Here is a 20,782-nt window from a genome sequence, read left to right as displayed (position 1 = left end):
GTCACGGGCCTGCTTCAGTTCTGCCTGGCCGCGGACAGCGTGGCCACGAGCTTGCCCAGATCTCCGGTGTAAACGATCACTTCTTCGCCGTCGGCCGGAGGGTCGAAGCGGGCGAAGAAGTCGTCGAGAGCTTCGGGCGTGACGGTGAGAGCGTTGGCATCCTCGCGTTGGTTGCGTTCGGCGAGGCGTCGCAACAGTTCCTCACGATCGGCGGGGAGGTAGATCACGATGGGGTGGCCGCCCGCTTCGCGGGCGGCCTGCTCCCAGGTGGCGCGCTCGCCGCGGCGCCACAGACCATGGTCCAAGACGACGTCGCGCCCGGCCGCCAGCTCTTTGGCGAAGCGCTCCCGGATCGCCTCCACGACGGGGCGTTCGCGCTCGAAGTAGGTGTGCTCGGGGTAGTCCACGCCGTACCGGCCGTGGAGGCGGTGCACCTCCTCGTCCACGGACAACCGGATGTAGCCGTGGTCGACCAGGGCCTGGGCGACGGTGGTCTTCCCGGAGCCGGTGATGCCGGCCAGGAGAACGGCGAGGGGCACGGGGCGATCATCCTTTCCGCGACGAGCGCGCGAACGCGGGCGTTGTCTCTAATCCTGGCCGGTGGGCACGTGAGGCCGCCAGCTGGTGAAGATGCTGCGGGCCTCGGCGGGCCAACCGAAGGGCATCCGGTCCAGGTTCACCCGGCGGAAGGCGAGCCGCGGGTCGCTGATGTTGATCACGCCGCCACGTTGCCCGACGTGGGCCAGCAGTCGGCTGGCCTCGTCGCGCACGGCCGGGCTCTGTTCTTTCCAGGTGCCGGATGAGAAGTGCTGGACCCGGCGACGGAGATCGTCCAGGACGCCTGAGCGCCACTTGAAGTGGTGCACCGCGCAGATGCGGTCGGCGTCTGGGCGGTGGCCCGGCGCACGGTGGTTTCCGGAGGAGACGGTGACGTCGTGCCGGGCGAGGACGATCTTTCTGGGGTCGCCGCGCAGCAGCCGGTGAGTGAGGTGGCCGCCGAGGGGATAGGCGAGATCGAGACCGCCTTCGGGCCTCCAGCCGGTCAGGTGTCCGCTGGCGGCGACGCGGTCGAGCATCAGGCCGCCGATCACGCGTCGCCCGGACTTCTCAGCCTGGGCGATGACCTCCGGGAGAGGAGCGGGGTACTGCTGAAACTCGTCGGCGTCGGCGAGCAGGTGCCAGCCCGGACCGGCCGCCTGGCGGAGAGTGTCGCGAAGCTCGGTGTTCGTGTGCTCGTGCCACGGCCCAGTGCTGCTGCCGGTCGGGATGACGCCCAGCTCGCGGCAGGCGGCTTGGAGCTCGTGCCCATGCCGGTCGGGCACGTGCTCCGGGAAGTGGAAGGCGATCAGGAACCGCTCGATGCCCAGCCACCGGTAGTGGCGGACCCAGGCGGCCAGCAGAGGCACCTCGACAGGTCCGATGACGGAGATCAGGGCGGGAGGTGTGCTCAGCATCGGGACTCCTTCGTACACAGGGAGGCGAAGGTGCGGGTGAGGAAGTCGGCCTGTTCGGCAGCCGTCCACATCCCCAGCAGCCGGGGCACTTCGGCACCGGGGCGCTCGGGCGGCTGACGGATCACGGTGTGCAGGGCGTCGGCGAGGCCGTCCGGGTCGCCGGCGGGGAAGGCCAGAGCCCAGGGCTGGCCGCGAAGGCAGGCGGTGAGGGCCGGGTCGTGGTCGGAGACGATCAGAGGGACGCCGAGGCGGGCGGCATCCATCACGAGCCCGGATTCCTTGCCGACTCCGGGATGCCGGGCGACCAGGGCAGCGTCGGCGGCGGCGTACACCAGACGCAGCATGCTTTCCGTGATGGGGCCGGGCACGGTGTGCAGCCGGAGGTTGGGCAAGGCCCGCCAACGCTCCAGTACGGCCTCGTCGAGTGGGGCACCTGCGACAACGAGGTGCAGCGGTTCTTTCAGGCGGCCGAGGGCGGCGTCGACGGTGGCGATGTCCTTGTACGACCACCAGCCGCCCACCAGGCACACCACGGCTTCGACGGTGGGGATGATGTCGAAGGCGATGCGGCCGCCTTCGCGTTCGGCGTCGGTGAGGCGGCAGCTGTCGTCGACCGCGAAGGCCCGCACCACCCCGGGCAGCCTGGGGAAGGCCGCGGCGAACTGATCGCCGACAGCCTGTGTCGGGTACACCGCGATCACCCGGTCCTCACCTCGGCGGGCAAGGCGACCAAGCAGCCGAACGACAGCGTCCTCGCTGGTGACCGCTTCGTGCACGAACCGCAGATGCGGCTGACCGCCCAGGAGGGCGGCCGCCCCGTGTAGGGCCTCGCTCGCGGTCAGAATTATCACCGCGTCGGCGCCGGGCTCCAGACGGCGGGCGGTCCGCAGCGCGGACGCCTCGGTCAGACACCTGGCAACCAGAGTGATCTGGTGCGGCAGCCGCCGCAGCAAGCGGAGCCAGAGGCGCGAGCGGAAGGCCCGCTGCCCGGCTGTGGAGAGCCGGGCCACGAGGCGGGAAGCAGCCAGCAGCCAGGCCGCCCGGAGCCCGGCCGGGGCCGTCACCAGCCGGGCGTCGGCCTCGCGCAAAGCCGTGACCGCCTCGCGGGTGATTCCGTGTGGGGCGATGACGAGGCTGCCGGGCCGGGCCTGGGCGAGGGCCACCAGCGTGCGCTGGTGGTGGCCGCCCGGGCGGTCCGCGTACGGCTCGATGAGCACCAGGGGACGGTCGGTCATCCGGAGACCGCCTGCTCACCATGGGCGACGGCGAACCGCTGCCGCAGCCAGGATGGATCGTTGAGTCCGTCGAACCGCTGCAGGTCGTGGGCAGCCTCGCGGGCGAAAGCGACGCCGTCGCGGGCACCAGCTGCGGCGTACGTGGCGAACTCCCCGTCTCGGCTCGTCGTCCATGCTTCCACCCGCTGGCGGGCGTCGCCGTCGGTCATCCCGTACTCGCTGCCGCGGGCAAGCATCGCGCACTCACGGAAACCGGCCTTCCAGGCATGGAAGGGGCTCTGGTTGAAGCGTGTGACCCCCGCGCTCTGCTCGGCGAACTCGATGCGTCCGGGCATGGCGGCGAGCACGTCGACGGCCTGGCCCATCGCACGCAATGCAGTACGGCGGACCAGCTTCAACCCGCCGTATCCGTAGCTGAGGCCGTTGACCGGATTGACCGCTCGCCACACCCGCATTGAGGTCATGTCGTCCAAGGGGACGACGGCTGCCGGATCAAAGTCGGCATCAATGGCGAAGTCCCCATCGGCGAGGAAGAACTCCTCGCGATCCACGACCTCGGCGCACAGCCGGTAGGCCCGACGCATCCCCTGCACACCGTGCAGACGCTTGACCGAGCCGCCGAGTGTGCGCTGCAGGCGTGCGTGGAGGGCGTTGGCCATCGGCTCGTCGTAGGAGAGGAACACCGCGTCGAAGTCGGTCACGAGAGGGCCTCCAGGTAGCGGGCGGCGACCAGGGCGGGGGCGAAGTCGGCGGTGGAGGCGTGGGCCCGCTTGGCGTGTACGGCGTGGAACTCGTCATCCGTGGCCAGGCGCTTGGCCAGGGCGACGACCTCGGCCGGGGTGGTAAAGCAGAGCTCGGGGTCGATGTGTTCGGCGAGCCAGCCCAGGCGCGGGGCGATGACCGGCAGGCCCATGCCCTGGCAGTCGATCACGCTCATGGACCAGGGGCAGCCGGGGCGGAAGGGGGCGATGCCGAAGCGGGCTTCGGCCAGCAGGTTCTTGTAGCGGACGCGGTCACCCCGGTCGGAGACGACCTGGACGTGCGGCAGGGCGGCGAGTTGGTCGCGCATCCGCTCGGGGCTGTCATCCAGGCCCGTACGGGCGGCCCGACGGTTGCCGAACAGGTCCATGACCCGAAGCCGGACCGTGCCCGAGGCGCTGAGTTCCCGGGCCAGGTTCACGAACTGCTCGGTCCCGTAGTGCGCGTACAGCCGGTGGTTGTAGATGCCGATTGCCCCGGCCTCGGGCCGGTTACGCAGGCTCGATGGGTCGCGGACCAGACGCTCGTCACGCGGAGCGGGCACCACCCGCAGCCGGTCGCCGAGATCAACGGTCATGCGGGCTGCGGCGGCCGAGGTCCACGAGGCGGCCGTGGAGGAATGGACCATCACCCGGTCGCAGGCCGCCAGCCCGGCGGCGAACGCCAGCAGCACCGGTCGGCCCAGCCCTGCGTCGTTCAACGACGGATCGAGCAGGAGCTGACCGCCGCCGGTAAAGGAGAACGGCAGGTAGTGGCAGTAGCCGGCCAGCACGGCATCCGACCCGGCCTCCAGCAGGGCCGTGCGGATCGCTGGGGCCTCCTCTATCTGGTTGGCCACCACGGCGTCCGGCTTCTCGGTGCGGATGAGCGCCACCAGTTCGTCGATGTCCGCGGAGAACCGAGCCCGGTACTTCGTCCCGGGCACCTTCGTCTGGTGGAAGCCGCAGCGGGTATCCCCGGCCGCAGCCGGGGCCGCGACGGTCACCTCGGCCCCGGCGTCCGCCAGGGCCGGGGCGAGCAGGTCCGCGAAGATCCAGCCCGAATCCGCAGACAGCCGGTCAGGGTTGGAGATGTTGAGCAGGTACAGCACGCGCATGATGCGTCGCCTCCCTTATCTGCCCGGGGGTCGATCCGGGCCGCTGAGGGAAGGAAAACGGCGACGCTGGCCGTGACGGGATGATGAACTGGCATCACTCACGGTTCATTCATGCTCACCAACGAGGACGCGGGGCGGGGCTTCGATGGACACGCAGGACGAGGAGATCACCGTCGAGCAGGCAGCCGAGAACTTCGCCGCCGAGCTGGCACGCTGGCGGGAAGTACGCGGCATGTCGAAACGGGCATTAGCGCGGGCCATGGGGTTCGACCCGTCGTACGTCAGCCACTTGGAATCCGGCCGTCATAAGCCCAGCGAGGAATTTGCCCGGCTCGCCGACGAAGCCCTGAACGCCGGGAAGGCAATCTGGCGACGCTGGCGCGACTACGAGCAGGCCAAAGCCAGAGAGGCCAAGGCCCGGCGCCCTCCCTCAGCCCCGCTGGCCCCGCGCCGGCCCGAGCAGCCGTACGCCACCGGCTCCGCCCTCGTCGTTGAACACGACGCTGCGCAACTCCACTATGACGGCCGCTCCTACCGGCTCACCATGCGACGGCTGCTGCGGAACACCGGAGACGATCCGGTGACCCGCTACCTGATCCGCATCTCCGTCGACCGCTACCCCGGCGACCCCGAGCGGTCCAATGCGCACTACCGGGCACACCCGCTGACGTGGGATGAACTCGACCTCACGCCCACCTGCCGGGGCGAGACTATGCGTTGGCAGGCCAAGCACGACCGCGATGCCTTCAAGGAAGTCTGGCTGCTGTTCGACAACGAGCACGGTCGCTTCCCGCTCTACCCAGGCGAGTCCGTGTGGATTGAGTACGCCTACACCGTCGGCGACAACAAGTGGGGCAACTGGTTCCAACGGGCCGTCCGTCTGCCCACCGAGCAGTTGGAAGTCCAGCTGGTCTTTCCCGCCACCCTCGACCCGGTGGTCTGGGGCACCGAGACATCAATGACCGCCGAAGCCTCCCCTCTCCGCACCCCTCCCGTCCGCAGCGACGACGGCGACCTACGGCAATTCACTTGGATCACGACCGCACCCGCCCTGCATGCTCGGTACCGTCTGGAATGGCGGTTTCGAGCACGGACCGAACGTGACATGGATCAAGAGGAGTTCAGGTGATTGACGTGCGTCCCAGCCAGCGCATGCGAGACCTCGGCGTCGTCCAGCGTGGCGCCGGCATCCTCGCCGAACCGGCCCGCGCTTTCGACATGCCCACCGAGCGCGACGAGGCCGAACGCATCGTGGACGAACTGTTCGCCGCCATGGAGCGGATCGGCCAGGTCCACCCCTTCGCCAAGGGCATGGGCCTCGCCGCCCCTCAGATCGGCATCGGACGGGCCGCCGCCGTCGTCCAGCCGCCCGGCGACGCACCCGCCATCATCCTGCTCAATCCACGGATCACCACCAGCTCCGACGAGAGAGACGAACAGTACGAGGGCTGCCTGAGCTTCTTCGATGTACGTGGCTTCGTCCGGCGGCCCCTGAAGATCACGGTGGAGACCACGGCTCTGGCCGGCGAGACCGCGACCACCGTGTACGAACGCGGCCTCGCCCGCCTCATCCACCACGAGATCGATCACCTCGACGGACTGCTGTACACCGCCCGGATGCTGCCCGGAATCGAGCCGATCCCGGTGGAGGAGTACCGGCAGACCGGCCGGGCGTGGGTATACGACCGCACATGACCAGCCACCTCGACAGCTGAGGGCAGGTCTGGCCGGTCATGGCGATCGCTGAGCCGAATCGGGGACCTCCGCTGCTCTCCAGGAAGCACGGTGGTGTAGTAGATATGTCTGACCTGACCCGAATGCGCCTACTCGCGCCCCTCGTTGAGAGCCTCTCTGTCAGAGGGCGGTCGTAGCCTCAGGGCCATGGTCGTCAACAAGGAAGAGCGTGATCCCGTTCAAGCGGTCGGGCAACCACCGGCTCCCGCCGTGATGTCCAACCACCTCCCCATCCTCAGTCCGACTAGGCCGGAACTGACGAGAATCACCCTGGCCAAGCGGTGTGAACCAGGCTCTGCCTTCGACACGGTGATGGCGCGAGGAGCGCGTAAGGGGATGAGGGCGTGAAGTACTGGCTGATGTTGGCCGAGAGCAGGTCATGGACGTACGAGCGAAAGCTGGAGGAGTGGGACTCGTCCCTCTCTGCAATCACTGATTTTGATGCCGAGGTGGGCGACGCTGTCCTTCTATGGCGCGGCGGGCGGGGTGGCGGCGTTGTCGCCATGGGAGCGGTCATCAACACGACTGCGGTGCATGCCAGTCCGTTTCTCCGTTTGAGGCTGGAATTGCAAGAGGACGGTGATGCCCCGGTCCCTACGGAGCTAAAGGTTGCTTTTGAGTTCGAAAGGCTCATGCTGTCCACTCCAGTGTCGGCTGAGGTGTTGCGGGCGGCGGGCCTTGACTGGGTGGTGAAAACGGCGCGTTCGGCTGGCAGGAAAAACAAGATGGTCGCGCTCGATCTGACGGATGGGCAGTGGCGCAATCTGCTCCAGCTGGCCGATCAGGTGCAGCCACCAGGGGACTTACCTGCTGCATGGAACATTCCACCCGGAGCGGTTGTGAAGCGTTCTGAGGTGCATGACGTATATGGCGGGAACCCAAGGCTCAGGGCCGGCGCCAGCAGTAGGACGCCGAATGCGTTCCTGTTCGTCGACTGCAACAGTGATGGCGAACTCGCGCCGCGCTGGGAGGGGTCGGTGCTTCTGACGCCTGGACAAGGCCAATGGGGAGACTCGGTCTCCTTGGAGAACCGGTCTGTACTTGCCCATCGACAACGCGGCGTACCAGTGAGGGTCTTCCTGGCGCGACGTGCTGAGTGCCTCTATCTCGGTGAGTTCGCCATCGAACCAGATCGGCCTGTAGAACGCTGGGTGGTCACTGGCAAGCGGGAAGGGGGGAGCTTCGGTGACCATAAGATCGTGTGGGACGTGCGTACGCCGATCCTCCGACTCCGTCAGTTGAGCGGTGCGCCTGTGCCAACGGACAGCACGGGCCTTTTCAAGGATGCTCCCCGAATCAGCATCAGAGTTCACCCCGTTAGTGATCGTCCTGCTGCTGCGATCCGCGAACTTCTGGTCACGCTGGAGGCGGATCCTGCAATCGCCGAATCACTCGGTGGACTCAGTGAGGCTCAGTTACTCGCTGGCCTGGTGCAGCGTGCGCGACGTCAGGCGGACCTGGATGAGCTTCGGGCTGCGGTTGATGACCTCACGACTAGCGAGGCTGACTTGCAGAAGATCATCCAGCAAATGACCTGGATCTTCGGCGGAGAATTCCTCCCAGGAACGTCCCGGCGTAACCTCACCCCGCGTGACCAGCTCGATCTGTCGTTGTTGCGTCCCGACGGCACCTTGCATGGCGTGGAGCTGAAGAGGGCGCACATCAAAGATCTGGTCAAGGCCCAGCGCAACCATCTCATCGTCGGGCCTAAGGTCAACGAGGCCGTGGGCCAGGCCATGAACTATCTGCGTGAGCTTGACGAACGGCGTTCCCAGATCCTGGTCGACTTTGACATCGACTGCCGACGCGCTTCGATGACCGTAGTGATCGGTCACAGCAGATTTGTCACCGGCGTCGCTTCGTCGGAGGTCGATGAGACGATTCGCACCTATAACTCCCACTGGAACCGAGTCAGTCTTACCACCTATGACCGTCTGATCGAGAATGCGCAGAGGACCCTCGACCTGACAGGTCCGGAGCGTTAGACGCGTCGCTGCATCCGAAGTCTCGGCTTGGCGGGGCACACCCAAGGCACAACACACCGAAAAAACCCTGCGGACCAGTGAGAACTGCCGATCGCAGTTTTCTCTGGTCCGCAGGGATTTTCGCGGCAAAGCCGCAGGTCAGCCATCACCTCCCGCCATTGGATCCCCAAGTGGCATCTGCAGCGCCCGCAAACTCAGCCTTTGGACCGACAAGAAGCAATGTTCCAGGCCCGTGTGCCTCGTTATGCAGACGTGCACACTTGCGTGCGCCCCGTACTCGGCACATAGCTTACGAGTTGACGTGCACAAGACGTATGAACATTTGGGGGCGTGCAGATTGAAGCCGAACTCGAGGGCCACGAGCGGCGTGTTACAGGATCTCGCACAGCTGTCAAACGTCGCCATTCAGTCGGATGTGGCGCTGGTAGGCAGCGTTGAGACGGCCGTGGCAAGGGACGACAAGAAGCGTGCAGAGAAAGGTACTCCGCTCCGGCGGAAGGCCGGCCTGGAAGCCCTGCCGAGGGCGGAACTCGGTCAGTCGGTAGAGCTGGCTCCGTGGCACGTACTGCACGACCTCGCCCAGGCTCTGTCCCTCTCTCGACAAGGCGCTGGGCGCGGTCTCGCCGAGCATTGGGGAAGCCTCAAGTACAGCCAGGCGCTCGATGCCGTGGCGAACAACTACATACAGTTGTCCGCCGAAGCCAAGGGGATAGCCCGGGACTACAAACGTCTGCAGTCGCGGGAGTTGGGACAGGGCTTCGCCCTTGCCCTGGCACGGCACGCCCTCGGGCGCCGCTATCCAGATCGTTTCGTGTCTTTCGTTAGCGCTGAGGTAGTCATACGCGCCGGGTGGTCCAAGGGGTCGGCCGGTTACCGGTACCGGCCCGACTTCTTCGCCGAAGTCTGGAAGCCGGGTGAGCCATCACGTGTCTTCCCGATTGCGGCCACAGGGAACCATGGCGGCCCCAAGCCTTCACACACCCAACTCGCGGCGCGCTCAGCGCATGTTGAGGCCATGCATATCGGTGCGTGGAACGAAACGCCGTGCCTTGTCTTCAGTACAGAGTTGCCTTCGCAAGGACCGGTCACAGTCCATGTCCTGCATGCACGTGGAGAGAGCGGCTGGCTATATGGCTCGCCCGAGCATCCTCTGCGGAGTCTGGACAGCCCCGCCGAAAATGGGAACATCGTGCCGGGCATCCACCTTCCCAGCCACGGTGATGGCATTCCCCAGTCCGAGCCCGGTTTCCATGTCCAGTCCCAGGACTCGGCGTGGTTCCAGCACGTCGTGGCTCGGACAGTGACCGCCGGATCAGCTGCCTTCGCAGGCGATGGCGCCACAACCGCTCGCTACCTCACCACCGACCAGGGGAGTCGGCGCTACGACACCGGTATCGCACACGCTGCATCAGGAAGTGTCCAGGACGCTGCTTACAGGTTGCTCGGCATCCCCTTCGTCGGAACGGACCACGTCTTCCGGCTGAACAACAAGCGCGTAGAGGCGTTCTCCGGAGTCGCAGCCGATCTCTTCGCGCTCCTATCCGCTGGGAAGGCCGAGGAGTACCGCAGCGAAATCTACGCAAGGCGCGGCACCTGGCCAGAACAGACCTGGGATCCAAACTGGGGAGGACCTGTCTCGGTCCGAGAGGACGGAACTGTCCTGGCCATGCGTCTACTGCGGTTGAGAAAGAGCACGAGCGTTGAGGTCGCCTCAACCTAACCTGCCTGCAGGCTCACTGTTCTGTGTTCTGCACGGGCGGAGGAGCCATCGTCAGAGACTCCGCGCTTTCTCCGCCCACGCTGGATCAAGCGTACCCACAGCTCAAGTACCCGTTGATGTTCCCCCGCCCGGACGGCGGCGAGCGACAGAGGCCGGCGTGGGGCGTTGTGCGGACGCAATGGGGTTGCGGCCACGACCTCGATCTGCGGGTGCACGAGGAGAAGACGGAACAGGGGGCGCTGTAGCCGTAGCCGCGAGATCGTTCAGCGTAGCGTTCACCACCGGCCAGCACATGTCGAGCGTGTCGCGGTTCGGACTGTGTCCGGTCCGTTTCTCCGCAAGGGGATGGACGAGATTCCTGTAGTGCCGGACAAGCTCCGAGGCCAGTTTGGCATCGTGCTCGATCCATTTGTTCTCGTAGGCGAAGTCCACGAAATCATTCAGCCCCATGTTCCGCAACGGCTTTGGCATGCGTACGCCTGCGGCGCGGACCTGCGCGGCATGCGCGAGCACCCCCTCCAGGAGGCTGCCCAGCATGATGACCGCCGACGTGTAGGCGCCGTGCTCGTAGCAGGTGCGTGCCTCGTCCAGCCGGAGTTGAACGGTGACGGCGAGTTCCGGGTCGCTCACCACCTCCGTCACGGAGACCTTCAGCTCGACACGCGGCAGCTGCCGTGCTTCGTCCTCGAAACCGGCTTCACAGCGGACGAGGACCGGCTGACCTCCGTCGTCGCCGATCCGGCGTCCGTCGAGCACGAGTATCTCGTTGAGCCGCTTCAGTGTGACGTGGTACTCCTGCTGCTGGTTGTAGTACTCAAGGCGGTTCGCCAGGCGCAGGATTGCGCGCTCGGCGTCATCCACGCCGTCCTCCTGCCGCTCTTTGAGGAGTTCCCGGGCCCACTTGTGCCTCGGCGTGCCGTCGTACTCCGGAACGTCGTCCCAGCCCGCCCGCTGGAAGAACGCGGCTATCTCGTGCCCCCTTCGGTAGAGCAGCTGCGTCTCGTCCCCGCAGATCAGGTGGGCGATCTCCGTCAGCGTGCTGTCGTCGAAGATCTCGTTCACATCAGGCTCCTTCGAGAGAGACGGACGCATCCTCATCGAGCATGGCGTCGAGTTCATCGGTGGTGAGGTCTGTATCGTCCACGTCGACCGGGGCCCATGTGCTCCCCGAGTCGCCCTGGACCTCATCGATGGCTCCGGGCCGGATGCCCAAAGCGTCGAGGCGCTTCCACAACGGAGCCAGCGAATTCTCCGGAGACAGGGCGAACTCGCTGCTGCGTACGCGCCAGAACTGCCAGCCGGCCCGGCGCAGTTCCCGCTCTCGCTCGTAATCGTCACGGATCTGGTCAGGAGTGGAGTGATACGGGCTGCCGTCGCACTCCACGGCGAGGCGGCCCGTCTCTCCGACGACGACGAGGTCGATGCGTTTGCCGCTGACCTTCCACTGGGGGACGACGTGGTAGCCGCTTTCCTTGATCCTACGGAAGACTCGCTGCTCAAACAGAGAGTCGAACGGCTCGCACCGCTCGTCGGGTGAAACGGCGGAAAGGCCGGGAGAGGCGCCCTGGAGTTCCGGCGGCGCCTGCATATAGGTGAGCAGGGAGTGACGCAGGTCCCTGCTGCGCAGCTGGTCCGGTGTGACGGAGGTGAACAGCCACATCTGGTCGCGGGCCCGGCTGGCGGCCACGTTGAACCGCCTTCCGTCACCCTGGCCGGTCAGAGCCCGGGTGTTGTCGGCGTCAACGACCAGCGAGAGCAGGATGACGTCCCGTTCGTCTCCCTGGAATTGTTCGGCCGTGCCGACACGTATGTTGTGCCGCTCCTGGATCGTGGAGTCGATCCGCGTGTCGATGAGATTCTCCAACAGCCTTGTCTGGTGACCAGAACGGAGCACGATGACTCCGAAACTCCGTTGCGCGTATGCCTCGTCCTCCGCGAGTTCCTGCAACTTGGCGACGATGCGTTCGGCTTCGGGCCTGTTGACCAGGGTCTCTCGCCGTCCCTCGCAGTGGCCTTCATGGACATGGACGACTTCGAGGGGCCGCAGCCGGTCCGCTCCGTACTGCCGCAGCGGCACGAGTTCGTTGTCGGGATAGAACTGGGCCGAGGACCACTTGATGATCTCCGGCATGCACCGGAAGTGCTCGGTGAGCCGGATCGTCTCACTGAAGCGCGCGGACAGCAGGTCGTAGAGGTTGGACTTGGGGCTGAGCCCGTCGCGCTGCCAGTCGGTGAGATGGGGCAGGAGCGAGTCGAGGAGTTCGTTGAACCGCTCGTGCTTGCCACCTGTGTAGAACGGGGCACACTGCTTGTCGTCACCCACGACGATGATTCTCGGAGCGAGCCACAACAGCATCAGTCCGTCCAGACCGACCTGGCTCGCCTCGTCCACAATGACGACGTCGAAGGCGTCCGGCTCGGGGTCGATCATTTCGGCCACCTGTTTAATCGGCATGACCCATGCCGGGACCGCGGCACGCGCGTCACGCATCGCGGAACGGGCGGCCTTCAGGTGCCGCTTGCCGAGTGCCGTCATTCCCTTGCCTGCGTTCGCCGTGGCCGACGCGTAGGCACTCAGTGCCTGTTTCTGTCCGGCCGTCATCCGGTCCAGGCAGTGGTACAGCGCTCTGTCGGCCGCCAGTTGGGTGACCGAGTTCCTCAACTGTGCCTCGACCGCTTCCAGTTCCCCTTCCAGTTTTGCTTCCCTGCCGGGTTTCAGCATCGTGTCTTGAAAGGTGCGCGCTCGCCGCCAGGCCCAGGCTCCGTCCAGGTTCACCAGGCGGGTCTCCCAAGCCGCCTCGGTCGGGGACTCGGCGAAACGCCGGGCCAGTTCGGGGTGATCCTCGGACAGTCGGTCCAGGAGTTTGCGGGCCTCCCGGCGATCGGCCTCACGATGGAACGCCTCGGTCAGTGAGTCGATCGCGCACGAGTACGCCCGCGGATCACGGGCGGTGACGGCCCGGTGCACCTCCGCCAGTTCGGCCACTCCTTGGGCATCGGGCCGCGGTAGTTGCTCGGCGAAGGACCGCAGCTCCTCCTCCGCCTCACGGGCACGGAGCAGCCGTTCGGCACCGTTCGCCGACGTACGGACGTCGTCCCACTGCTGTGCCGTCCGCACCGTGGCCTTGATCCGGGCCTTGAGCAGAACGTCGTGCAACATACGCACGGAGTGGGTGAACCCGTCCACCGCGCGGAGCGTCGGCACCCGGTCCAGCAGCTCCGACAGAGCCACCTCCGTGGAACCCTCGGCCGCGGGCACGCCGACGCTCTGCCAGCGCTCGTTCAGCTGCCGGACACACTGGCGCGCCGCGAGGTGAGCCACCAGTGCGGAGATCTCATCCGGCGTACTGGGCACTCGCCCGTCCACTCGGCAGTCCCGGAGAAGGACTTGAGCTTCCTTCTGCACCGCCTTCGGAGCCAGCTTGCGCAGCTTTCCGCCGGCTCGCAGGAACTGCTCGAGGTCCCTCCCAGCAGCGATGAGACGTGATTCCTCGGCGAGCGCCACGTCAGGTACGTCGAGCACGGCGAAGGGGATGTGCTGAAGCACGCTCTGCACTTCCTCGGCGCGGGCGGCTGACCGGCGCACTGCGTCCCACAACTGCTGTCGTTGGCCGGCCATCCCGTCCCGCAGGGCACGAGTGGTCCATTGGTCGGGCTGCCAAGCGGCCGGCTCGCCTGGCAGCCCCTCGCTCTGAAGTGCGTGTTCCGCCGCGTCCAGCAGTTCTACCAATGTCGCGATCAGATCGCGGCCCTGATTCGCGAGTTCGAGGGCAAGCGTGTCGGACGACGCTTCGGCGCAGGAGCGCACAGCGGTGTCCAGGGCATTGACCGCCTCTTCGAACAGCACGGGTGCGACGAAGTCCGCGGGGTCCGGGCAGCGGGCGGCATGCTCGTCCAACACTCCGGCCCCGTGCCGGGACACCAGACCCAGCAGGCGCTGGGCCTCGTCCTGGCTCAGCGAAGGTTCTCTCGGCGCCGAGGCGGGCAGGACGGGCATCCAGTCGTAATTCGGTGCACCGGCAGCGACGGTCTCCACGATCTCCGCGAGCCGCCCCTCGTAACCGGTGGCCACATCGAGGTGTTCGTACCACTCCGCCTCACGAAGGGCGCGGAGTTCGTCACGGAGCCGCGCGTGGGTGTCCGACAGTTCCGAGCGCAGCGCCTCATGGCTCTTGATCCTTACGTCGAGACGCTCCGTCGACTGAGTGGCACTGAGTTGGGAGAGCGCGCGCACGGACTGTTCAAGGTCGTCGCTGCCGTCCTGGCGTCGGTCGCCCTGGAGGACGCACAGGCTGCGCAGCTCGGAGGGCAGTTGCTGCCGCAGGACCTTCAGCGCCTGGCCCTTCTCACTCGTCACGAGCACCCGCTTGCCGTCCGCCAGCAAGGCACACACGAGGTTGGCGATGGTGTGCGTCTTTCCCGTGCCGGGCGGTCCCTGAACGACGACGCCGGTATCGGTCTGAAGGCGCCTCAGTACCTCCCGCTGCGCTTCGTTCGACAGCAGCGGGAACAGCGGGTCTGGGCCGAGGGCGGGCGGCACGTCGCGGCCCCCCGCCGTACCCCACGACCTGCGGTCCTCGGCTTCCAACTGGTACAGCAACTGAGCCAGGCCCAGTGGGGCGATAGCACCGGGCTGGGCGAGGCGGTTCGCGATGCCGTCGTAGAAGTTCACGAGGGCGCCCTGTCCCCGCTGACGGAGAATGATCGCCGGCGCGAACCCAAGCGTGGGCACCGGCAGTGTCGCGTCGGCGGGCGGGCGGCCCCAGCCACGGTGGAACGCCACCGCGCGATCGGTGCCGAACGCCCTCTCCGACCAGTCACCGAGCACGTCCTGGGAGTCACGGGACAGCGGATGGAATCCTTCCGCGTCGACACGGTCCCGCAGCAGGCTCAGCAGGCGGGTGCTGTAGCCCTCGTCAGCGTCAAGGAACTCGCTGTCCTCCAGCCGCGCGGGGTCGCCGGGTGCGAGAGCGACGGTGATGGACATATTCGTGGAATTCACGGTGAGTATCAGCGGCGCCGTCAGAATATGCCGGGCGATACGCGCCGACGGACGTGTGGCTCCGATGGTCAGGAATCCGGCGCCGAGTACCGCCTCGTATTCCTCGCCGTCCTGCTGAATCCTGGTCGCCATTCGGTAAAGCTGCTGATGGAGTTCACGGTACGGCCGGTCGACGCGCTCTTTTTCCGACCACTTGCGCCACGCATCGAGCCATCGCGTGTAGGCGCGCAGCACGTCGTGCGCTTCCTCTCGGTTGATCTCGGAGACCTCGAATAGGTCTCCGTTCCCGTCTTCCTGCCAGCCCTGACCCGGTCCCGACTCGGCCAGCGGTGGCGCTTCGGGCGTCGCGGTGGCTGCAGCCTCGGGATCGACCCACCCCGCCAGCACCTCGGGCAGGACAGGAGCTGGGCGTGGCGGACGGTGTGCCACCTTGAGCAGCGTCCGGTCGCCGTCCGGGTGCCGCCGGAGCCTGTCGTCGGGCAAGCCAGAGAGCCAGAGAACCTCCGGATACTTCTGCCAGTCCCGCACCGGCTTGTACGAACCCCGGACGATTTCGCGCATGTATTCGATAAGTTGGCGCGTGTGGTGAACCGCCTCCGGATTGTTCGCACGGAGTGCAGGGTAAAGAGACACTAATCCCCCAGATCATGGCTCGACGGAAAGCCTTCCAGGATGTGAGAGAGAAGCGGCACCTTCAACAGGGACCGGCAAGTAATGACGTGAACAAGCCACATTCCGCGAAAGTTGGCCGTAACCCAGCCAACCGTCAGGAGCGAACCCACGTGTGGCGATCACGAGCCGCCGTGTACACCAACTCGACCTTGTCCGATCGCCAGCCAGCCTTGAGGTGCTTGAACGCCGCGATGTCGCGCTCTTGGAGGACGCGCACGTCCCGGAGTGACGGCACGACCTTCAGGTCTGCCACTGCGACGAAGGCAAGCGCCGGCTGAACCTCGACGGGAAAGCCACACGCACGCGTCAGCGCAGCTGAGGCCCGCCGCGCCTCAGCTCGGCTCTTCCGCACGTAGGGGTACGACTGGCCGCCTATGCGAACAGAGTCGTCGCCCACCCAAATGCGCGCCCCGCGGTGGCACTTCGTGTTGATGCAAAAGGCTCCGCCCGGACCGATCAGGACGTGGTCGATGTCAACATCACCCGCCAGGGGTATGGAATGCAGTACTCGCCAGCCACGCCGCACCAGCCTCTCCAGCTCCGCTCCCACCCGGCGCTCGCCGGCCAGTCCTGTGCGCCAGTTGTCCACCTCCAGGCTCCGACCGGACAGCCTGGCCAACGCCCACCGCCAGAGGCCGGGCGTCAGCTCGTCCACCTTCACCTGCAGCGCGTCTCCCGGGCGGTTCCCCGCAAGGTCATCCTCAGAACGCAGTACCTTGTGCGCCACAGGCAAAGAAGGAGCAGTGAGATAGGGAGCAAGGACGTCAAGTACCGCGCCCCGCTGTTCCTCAACCAGAAGCTTCAGATGCCCCGTGCGACGGTCGAGCCATGCGACCTTCTTGCCGTCCGACTGGTTCACGTAGAGACGGTCATGTCCGTAACGCTTCCATGCGGAGACCTGTAAGTCGCTCACGCGCCCCCCGTTTCGCGTCCCGTCAAAGGCCAATGACCATGTGACCAGGATCAGAAACAGCGAGCAAGACAGCCTCACGTCTGCGCCGAGCAGGCTGGTGGCCGAGATCGGGCGCTTCCCAGCCGGTTCTGCAGACAGGGCGAGGGCACATCCAGGGCGCATGAGCCCGGGAAACGGCGTTGACCCGTGAGAACTACCGAGAGGAGTTTTCCCAGGTCAACGCACATTTCCCTGCGAATCCCCAGGTCAGCACCCTCCTGCCCCCAATCGCTGCACAAGTGGCAAGACACAGCCCTCCGCCACCCGCAGGGTGAACCGCCCCGGTTCTGATGGAGGCTCTGATGTGCTTCGTGCTGATGCCGGCCAGGCCGGTAGGACGGCGGGCGGAAGCCCCGGCTGCGGGACGCTGGCCATGGCCTGTGCGTCGCGGTACCGGTCCGGGCGGACGCTGATCGCGCCCGGACTTTCACAGGACGGAGACCACGAGGGCTCAGGCGCGCGAACCCGAACCGCCCTTGTCTCGCCCCGACTCTCGGTGTGACGTCTTACCATGGGGCGGTGCTCCGCCGGAGGTCAGGAGCAAGCGGTGTGGATCGGTCGGGCGGAGTGCGGTCGGTGTGAGCAGGGCGGGGCAGGCTGGGGAAGTCGGCAGTGTCTTCCGGTGCGAGCTGGCCGCGCACTTGGCCGTATACGGGCTCCGTGGCCGCCCGGTGTCGGGGCTTGACGTTGCAGCAGGGGTGTGGCCCGTCCGGCTGGACTTCGAGACCAGCGACCCGACCGACGACATCCGTGTCACCTTCTCCGACGGGCGCCGCGCCTACGTGTCCGCGAAGCGGAAGATCGGCCGAGGGCGTCCGCTGGAAGAGACGCTGACGGGCTGGGTGGGACAGGTTCCGACGCTCGGCCCCGACGATCTTCTGGTCATCGCCGGCGAGGAACTCGTCGGGCCGGTAAAGAACCTCGACCGGGCTCTGCGACGCCACCGTGCGGGCCTGCGCATGGAGACTGGTGACGAGTCCAGGGCCCTCGCTCTCCTCACCGACCGGCTTCCGTCACGGGTCCGCGGGCTCGTCCTCGACCGGGCGCGTGTTCTCCACCTACCCGGCTCGACCGGACCGGCACCGCACCGTGACTTCCTGGCTGCCCTGATGGACCTCGTCGTGGCGAACGCGCAGGGACACCGTGCCGTGAGCGCCCTGGCCGACTTCTTCCATCGGCAGGCGGGCGAGGCGCTCGGGAGTTCCGCCGAGGACTGGGTTGCCGCCCTGACCGCCTCGGGGGTGACCGTGCTCCCCGACCAGGGGGGTCCGGTGGCGATGCGTCTGGCCTCCCGTCGGAACGCCGTCGACTCGTACCGCACCCGGCTTACAGCGGAGACCGGACGGATCGACCTCAGCCTGCTCGCCGATGACCTCCCGCCCCTCGTCGTCGACGATCTCATCGGCGGCCTCCAGATCGACGTGGAGGGCGAGCGCACCTCCTCCTTCCTCCTCCAATACCTGAGGCGCTGGCGCCGCATGCTCATCGTGGGGCAACCGGGCTCAGGCAAGTCGGTGGCGGTACGCGAGATCGCGGCCCACTGCGCCAGCCACGCCGACGCCCCCGCCCCGATCCCCGTGTCGCTGCCGCGTCTGCTGAAGGGACAGCCGCGATGTCTGACCCTCGACGGCCTGGTCAATGACGCCGTAGCGGACACCGTGCAGGACGCGGACCGGGGACCGCTCGCCGCGTACCTCCATGAGGAAATCGGTCAAGGGCGCGTGCTCCTCCTCTGCGACGGGCTGGACGAATGCGGGGCGCGCGCGCCGTGGGTCGCGCAACAACTCGAAGGGATTCTCGCGTCTCTGCACCCCTCCTGCGGGTTCGTGGTCACGACACGAACGAACGGGCAAGGGGCCGCGGCGCGGCTCGGCCTGCCCCGGGTCGAGCTCGCGCCTCCACAGGATCTCGACGCAACGGTCGACAGCATCCTCGTCGCCTGTGCCAAAGCACGGATTCCCGGGCCGGACCAAGCGGCCTTCCTTGCAACGCGACGCGCCTGGATCAAGGATGCGAAGAAGGAGCACGCGCATCTGCTCGCGGTGCCGCTGCTCGCCGCTCTGCTCGCCCTCGTCTGCGCGAACGCGCCGGACGCCGACCTTCCCAAAGGGCGTGCGGCGTTGTTGCACCGCGCGGTGGAACAGTCCGTGCACCGGTGGGAGGGGCTACGGGGGACGCTCGCCCCAGCCCGGCCTTGGGCACCCGCCCTGACGACGGGCATGCTCCTCGACGGATTCGCCACGCTCGGACGGCTCCTCGACGGCGAGGCGACGCCTCCAGCGGGACGCGCCCTCGAGTCACTGACCGGCATGCTGAGGGACCCACTGCGATGGGCCATGCCGCCCGCCGCAGCCGGCGAGGTGGCGGAGCACGTGCTCCGGTTCTGGGACGAGCACGTCGCCGTGTTCGTGGTGAACGGCGCGGGCGAACTCACCACCCGCAGCAAGGTCTTCGCTGAGATCGCAACGGCCATGTGGGCACGGTCGTGCGGGGCCGAGGAACTGCGGGACTGGCTGCGCCACGCCCTCGTACACACGGACTCCGACGGGGCTATCGCACTCGCCGCCGGACTCGATTCCCGTACGGCTGAGGCTCTGCTCGACGTCGGCGAGACACAGCGGGCGGCCACCCTCATGGTGGCTGACCTCGCGGCGCGCGGTGTCGTGACTCTTTCCGACGGCGAACTGGAACGGGCCCTGGACCAGCTCACGGACGGTGCTCTTGGCGCGCTCGCGGGCGAGCCGGTACTCCCGCGCGGCCCTGGCAAACCCCCGGAGTTCTTCCCGGCGCTGTGGGACAAGACGCGTGACGCGGGGCCCTGGCCCTTCGTGGAGGCCGCGTGTCTGCTGGCCCTGCCCTCGACATCGCGGCGTCGGCGAGTGGACCTTGTAGAACTGTCCGAGCTCGATGACACCGCCGAGTCGATCGCCCGGGCCCTCTGCGCGCTGACGGACGCCCGCACGGACGCGGCCCCCTTGGGTGGAGCGGAGATCGACGCGCTCCGCGCGGTGCTGGCGCTTCCCCTGCCGCAGGACTCCGAGATGGTGCAGAAAGGGCGACGCAGTTGGGAGATGGTCGGTGGCGGCCGCCTCACACCAGGGCTCGAGCAGGTCGCCCTAGGCGCGGCCGAGCACCTGGGAGAGCTTCCCGACGACGCGGGTGAGTACGTGTTCGCCCTCGCGATGCACGCGCCTGGGTACGTCGCCGAGAGGATCTACGCCGTACTCGCACGCGCGGGATTCGACACGAGTCGGCGTTGGGGGAACATCGCCGCCCAGCTGCGAGACTGGGCATCCGGCGCCCGGGACGACAGAGCGGCTCTCCTCTCGGACCTCGTGTCACTCCACGGCCCGTGCCCGGAGTCCACAGGCGGGGACTTCTGGTCGCTCACCGCCCTCGGCGACCTTCTCGCGGCGACCGGATACTCCGATTCCCCGGCGAACGAGATCGACCACGCCTTCGCCCACGACAGCGCGGCGGAACGCCGGGCGTGGCTCGACGCGATGGCTGACGCGTACGGCATCGACAAGGCGGCCGTGGCCACCCAGGCTCATCACCTCCAGCAGATCACCGCGCCCGATGCCCTGCTGGACGAATGGCTCGTCGTGGGCACACCGCCTCTGGTCAAGCCCTCGCCCATCCCCGACGTCGGGCAGGTCCTCACGGACGCCCAGCAGATGGCGTTGCTGGCGTGCCTGGAAGCGGACTCATCGTGGATGGCGTGGTCGGCGGCGAACGTGCTGATCAACCTGGAGGGAGGTCGCGTTCCGTGGGACGGTCAGGAGCTGTTCGACAGGGACATGACCCATTGGCCTCGCCACCGGGCGGCCCTATTCCACGCCGTCGCCCTCATGACCTCAGGCGATCGGCGCCCTTCGCTCCTGGCACGGGCTGCTTCCTCGGAGTCGGCAGACCACCGAGTGGCGGCGAGAATGCTGATCTCTGCCGTACCGCGTCTCGACCCCAACGGTTCGATCGTGGAGGCGCTGCGCCAGGACGCCGACCTGTCGGTCCGTCCGAAGGACGCGCATCAAGCCACGCCTGCCCCGACGCACTGGAGTTGCAACCACTGCCGGACGGTCCAGGCCCTCGACACCGAGGACTGTCCGGGGTGTGACGACGGTGTGCGCCCTCGGTCCTGAGGGTTGAGTCAGGAACAAAACCACGCGCGAC

At 67.1% G+C, this 20,782-nt stretch carries 13 protein-coding genes; 5 read left to right on the top strand and 8 right to left on the bottom strand.

Annotation, left to right across the window (positions count from 1 at the left end; genetic code table 11):
- Positions 1-14: 14 nt before the first annotated feature.
- From K9S39_RS25825 to K9S39_RS25805, 5 genes are read right to left on the bottom strand one after another with little or no spacing between them, the layout of a single operon-like run.
- Positions 15-539, bottom strand: a complete 525-nt coding sequence (locus K9S39_RS25825) for an AAA family ATPase (protein ID WP_248865695.1) — start codon at positions 537-539, stop codon at positions 15-17.
- Positions 540-587: 48 nt separating this feature from the next.
- Positions 588-1,454 carry a glycosyltransferase family 2 protein gene (locus tag K9S39_RS25820; protein WP_248865694.1) on the bottom strand — a complete coding sequence of 289 codons (867 nt, stop codon included), beginning with the start codon at positions 1,452-1,454 and terminating at the stop codon, positions 588-590.
- Positions 1,448-2,689, bottom strand: a complete 1,242-nt coding sequence (locus K9S39_RS25815) for a glycosyltransferase (protein ID WP_248865693.1) — start codon at positions 2,687-2,689, stop codon at positions 1,448-1,450. The genes K9S39_RS25820 and K9S39_RS25815 overlap by 7 nt, the downstream gene beginning before the upstream one ends.
- Positions 2,686-3,390, bottom strand: a complete 705-nt coding sequence (locus K9S39_RS25810) for a hypothetical protein (RefSeq protein WP_248865692.1) — start codon at positions 3,388-3,390, stop codon at positions 2,686-2,688. Before K9S39_RS25810 ends, K9S39_RS25815 begins: the two co-directional genes overlap by 4 nt.
- Positions 3,387-4,544 carry a glycosyltransferase gene (locus K9S39_RS25805; RefSeq protein WP_248865691.1) on the bottom strand — a complete coding sequence of 386 codons (1,158 nt, stop codon included), beginning with the start codon at positions 4,542-4,544 and terminating at the stop codon, positions 3,387-3,389. The genes K9S39_RS25810 and K9S39_RS25805 overlap by 4 nt, the downstream gene beginning before the upstream one ends.
- Before the next feature lie 145 nt (positions 4,545-4,689).
- Here K9S39_RS25805 and K9S39_RS25800 point away from each other — a divergent pair, with 145 nt between their 5' ends.
- The 4 genes from K9S39_RS25800 to K9S39_RS25785 all read left to right on the top strand — a co-directional run bounded on the left by K9S39_RS25800 (position 4,690) and on the right by K9S39_RS25785 (position 9,983).
- On the top strand, positions 4,690-5,673 hold the full coding sequence (locus K9S39_RS25800; RefSeq protein WP_248865690.1) for a helix-turn-helix domain-containing protein: 984 nt from the start codon (positions 4,690-4,692) through the stop codon (positions 5,671-5,673).
- Positions 5,670-6,239, top strand: coding sequence for a peptide deformylase (locus K9S39_RS25795; RefSeq protein ID WP_248865689.1), 570 nt, complete (start codon positions 5,670-5,672; stop codon positions 6,237-6,239). Before K9S39_RS25800 ends, K9S39_RS25795 begins: the two co-directional genes overlap by 4 nt.
- A gap of 383 nt (positions 6,240-6,622) precedes the next feature.
- A complete protein-coding gene (locus K9S39_RS25790) occupies positions 6,623-8,263 on the top strand; it encodes a Shedu anti-phage system protein SduA domain-containing protein (RefSeq protein ID WP_248865688.1) in 1,641 nt (546 codons plus the stop codon).
- A gap of 337 nt (positions 8,264-8,600) precedes the next feature.
- Positions 8,601-9,983: a hypothetical protein gene (locus K9S39_RS25785; RefSeq protein WP_248865687.1), complete on the top strand. Its 1,383-nt coding sequence runs from the start codon at positions 8,601-8,603 to the stop codon at positions 9,981-9,983.
- 102 nt (positions 9,984-10,085) lie between these two features.
- Here the strand turns inward: K9S39_RS25785 and K9S39_RS25780 are convergent, their stop codons facing one another.
- From K9S39_RS25780 to K9S39_RS25770, 3 genes are all read right to left on the bottom strand, one after another.
- A complete protein-coding gene (locus tag K9S39_RS25780) occupies positions 10,086-11,045 on the bottom strand; it encodes a hypothetical protein (RefSeq protein ID WP_248865686.1) in 960 nt (319 codons plus the stop codon).
- 1 nt (position 11,046) lies between these two features.
- The gene (locus K9S39_RS25775) at positions 11,047-15,546 is read right to left on the bottom strand and encodes an AAA domain-containing protein (protein WP_248865685.1); all 4,500 of its coding nucleotides are present in this window, start codon (positions 15,544-15,546) and stop codon (positions 11,047-11,049) included.
- 205 nt (positions 15,547-15,751) lie between these two features.
- Complete coding sequence (locus K9S39_RS25770) at positions 15,752-16,570, bottom strand: nuclease-related domain-containing protein (protein ID WP_248865684.1); 819 nt, start codon at positions 16,568-16,570, stop codon at positions 15,752-15,754.
- A gap of 617 nt (positions 16,571-17,187) precedes the next feature.
- Between K9S39_RS25770 and K9S39_RS25765 the strand changes: the two genes are divergently transcribed.
- Complete coding sequence (locus tag K9S39_RS25765) at positions 17,188-20,751, top strand: NACHT domain-containing protein (protein WP_248865683.1); 3,564 nt, start codon at positions 17,188-17,190, stop codon at positions 20,749-20,751.
- Positions 20,752-20,782: the final 31 nt, after the last annotated feature.

This window comes from Streptomyces halobius, from assembly GCF_023277745.1.
GTDB classification, from domain to species: domain Bacteria; phylum Actinomycetota; class Actinomycetes; order Streptomycetales; family Streptomycetaceae; genus Streptomyces; species Streptomyces halobius.
The sequence above is the reverse complement of the archived record's forward strand: the minus strand, read 5'-3'. Positions and strand labels throughout refer to the sequence as shown.

Bases quoted from the DNA above. Each gene is read 5' to 3' on its own strand.
- K9S39_RS25820 (WP_248865694.1), bottom strand. From the start codon at position 1,454: ATGCTGAGCACACCTCCCGCCCTGATCTCCGTCATCGGACCTGTCGAG.
- K9S39_RS25815 (WP_248865693.1), bottom strand. From the start codon at position 2,689: ATGACCGACCGTCCCCTGGTGCTCATCGAGCCGTACGCGGACCGCCCG.
- K9S39_RS25805 (WP_248865691.1), bottom strand. From the start codon at position 4,544: ATGCGCGTGCTGTACCTGCTCAACATCTCCAACCCTGACCGGCTGTCT.
- K9S39_RS25800 (WP_248865690.1), top strand. From the start codon at position 4,690: ATGGACACGCAGGACGAGGAGATCACCGTCGAGCAGGCAGCCGAGAAC.
- K9S39_RS25775 (WP_248865685.1), bottom strand. From the start codon at position 15,546: ATGCGCGAAATCGTCCGGGGTTCGTACAAGCCGGTGCGGGACTGGCAG.